The sequence below is a fragment of the Sutterella parvirubra YIT 11816 genome (assembly GCF_000250875.1).
Classification (GTDB): Bacteria; Pseudomonadota; Gammaproteobacteria; order Burkholderiales; family Burkholderiaceae_F; genus Sutterella; species Sutterella parvirubra.
Window position 1 is genome coordinate 1 of sequence record NZ_JH605006.1, and the last position, 2,529, is coordinate 2,529.

Below are 2,529 nucleotides of genomic sequence, written 5' to 3' on the forward strand. Positions count from 1 at the left end.
CCCAAAGGACGATGCGCAGCAGGTCCCGCCAGGGGTTCCCGACGGTGACGGGGGCGTTTTCCTGCGCCGCCTCCCGCGTGCACCGCTGCGCGACCGCGCGGATGAACGCGAACGCGAAGGCGATGCCGGTGGCGGCGGAGAGCACGTTCTGAACCAGCAGCCCCGCGGTCTGCGTGAGCGCCGAGACGGCGCTCTCCCCCGCGTAGAACTGCTGGTTCGTGTTCGTGACGAACGACGCCGCCGTATGAAGCGCCGTCACCCAGGGCATGTCGGGCGCGGCGGTGGGGTTGATCGGCAGGTGCCCCTGAAAGCGCAGCATCAGAAAGAGCGCCGCAAAGCCCAACACGTTGAAGGCGAGGAGCGCCGCGCCGTAGGCGAGCGGCGTGAAGCCGGCTTCGCGGTCGAGCCCGGACGCGCGCATGAGCCGCGCGTCGAGCGTTGCGGCCCAGCGCGGCGCGCGGTCGCGGGCGACGGCCGTGAGGAGCCGTCCCACGGGGACGCTCGCCGCCGCGAGAAGCGCGAGGAATCCGGCGAGAAGAGCCGCGGACTGAAGATGGATGGAAAGCATGGATTCTCGGCCCCGAGAGGTCGGGGCTTCTGGTCATGGAAATCGGATCGGGGGCGTTCAGTCCCTCAGGGGCCCTTTTCGGAGAAGAGAAGAGGGGAGAGGGACCCTCCAAGCCCGAGGGCGTCGCCCCATCAGTCGCCCTATCAGGCGCGGGCGAGCGCGACGAGGAGATAGACCGCGAGCGGAATCGCGGCGAGGAGAAGCAGCGTCGTCATGGCGTTCTCCTCAGCAGGAGCAAAAGGGACGGCGGGCGGGGTGGGGGCAGCGGCGGTGGTGCCGGTCGTAGCGGATGCCGGAGAGCCAGCGCGGCAGGAGCACCGCGCCGATTACGAGAAGCCCGATGGGGGCGGCGAGAAGAAGAACGTCGATCGTCATGGCGTGTCCGTTCGTTGTTTCGACGAAGCCATGCTATCGGGGGCCGCGTAAAGGCCGTCTCAAAAAAGCGGCGGGCGGCATAAAAATGCCGCAAAGAAGCGCCGGAGGATGAGCGCGCGAAAATCCCCGACGCCTCGTCCGGAAGCATCGGGGATTGGGTTGTCAGGCGAACCGGGAGAGACCCCGGCTCAGCCTTGGATGATCAGGTCAACCGATCAGAAGCGGTGCACGAGGCCCATCGCAAAGTCGAAGCCCTTCACCGTGTTCTTCGAATTATCCAGGGCGTTCGTGAAGGTCACGTCGAGCTCGCGCTGCGTGTAGCCCATGCCGGTGTAGACCATGGTGCGCTTCGAGAGGGCGTATTCGTAGCCGACCGAGGCCGTGTAGGCCTTGACGTCGCCGTTGAAGCCCTTCGTGTCGGCGAAGTGCAGGTCCGCGTCGCCGTCCATGTAGCCGATGCCGGCCTTCCAGGAGCCGCCCAGCGCGTCGAACGCGGTCGAGAGGTGCACGCCGTAGCCGGTGACGGTGAGCAGGCGCATGACCTGCTCGGCGTCCTTGTCACCTACGATGGAAGCGGCTTTGGGGATCAGACCCGCGACGTCGTTCGCATCCTTGAAGTACTGCAGCGCGAGGTAGGTCTTGGCAAAGCCGCAGTCGTACGAACCCGCGAGGTTCACCGTGTAGGCGTCCTTGATCGAGTAGCCGCTGCGCGGAAGCGTCTCCTGGCCGATCTTCACGTCGGCGTTGCTCTTGTTCTGCCAGTCGACCAAAGCGCCCACTTCAAAGGGGCCACCCGCCCACTTCGCACCGATCGCGGCGTAGCGGTCGGCGGTCGTCTTGTTTTCCGAGCCGATCTTGTCGTCGCCGCCCATCGCGTACTGGGCGTAGAGCGTCGTGCCCGCGAACTCGGGCGAGACGTACGTGAGGACGTTGTCGCGGCGGCTGACGTAGTCCGCCATCACGAAGGTGTGGCCGGCGATGTTGTCGGACCAACCGGAACCGAAGGCCGAGGCCATCGCACCGTAGAAGCCGACGGAGCCCGTGTCGGAGCGCAGGATCCCCATGCGGCCCGCGTAGACCGTACCGAAGTCGCCGGAGACGTTCACGGACGCTTCGCGGCCGAAGATGCGGTTTTCACCGAGGGCGCCCGTGTCGGACGAGAAGCCGTTTTCGAGCTTGAAGCCGACCTTGAGGCCGTTCCCAAGGTCTTCAGAGCCGCGCAGGCCGAAGCGCGTGGCGGAATTCGTGCCCGATTCCATCGTGAAGGACTGGTCCTTCTCGGTGTACTTGCCGGCGGCGCTCTTTTCCTGCCACTTCTCATGCGTGTACTTGAGGCCGGTGTCGACGACGCCGTAGAGTTCGACGTCGGCGGCGTAGGCGCCGGCGGAAATCGCGCCGAGAGCGGCGACAAGGATGGTCTTCTTGAACATCGGTAGGTCTCCTCTGGAGTTGTTCCGGCGGGCGTCTGATGCGCCCGGTCCGGCCATTTCATAGGAATAGGGGGAGCAAAAACCCTTAGGGATAACCCTAACTCGAAAGGAAGACCCCAACAATATCAAGGCGTTGAGAAACGGGGAAGGGCGGCT

General features: G+C 65.5%; 3 protein-coding genes. All 3 read right to left on the reverse strand.

Features of this window, described 5'->3' with window-relative positions; all coding sequences use genetic code 11:
• Window positions 1-568, reverse strand: a 568-nt coding sequence (locus tag HMPREF9440_RS08375) for a potassium-transporting ATPase subunit KdpA (protein ID WP_008543290.1), incomplete at its 3' end; no start/stop codon positions are given.
• A gap of 225 nt (window positions 569-793) precedes the next feature.
• Window positions 794-943 carry a hypothetical protein gene (locus HMPREF9440_RS11265; RefSeq protein WP_157180699.1) on the reverse strand — a complete coding sequence of 50 codons (150 nt, stop codon included), beginning with the start codon at window positions 941-943 and terminating at the stop codon, window positions 794-796.
• A 215-nt stretch (window positions 944-1,158) separates the two neighbouring features.
• The gene (locus HMPREF9440_RS08380) at window positions 1,159-2,373 is read right to left on the reverse strand and encodes a porin (protein ID WP_008543292.1); all 1,215 of its coding nucleotides are present in this window, start codon (window positions 2,371-2,373) and stop codon (window positions 1,159-1,161) included.
• Between the last annotated feature and the right edge of the window lie 156 nt (window positions 2,374-2,529).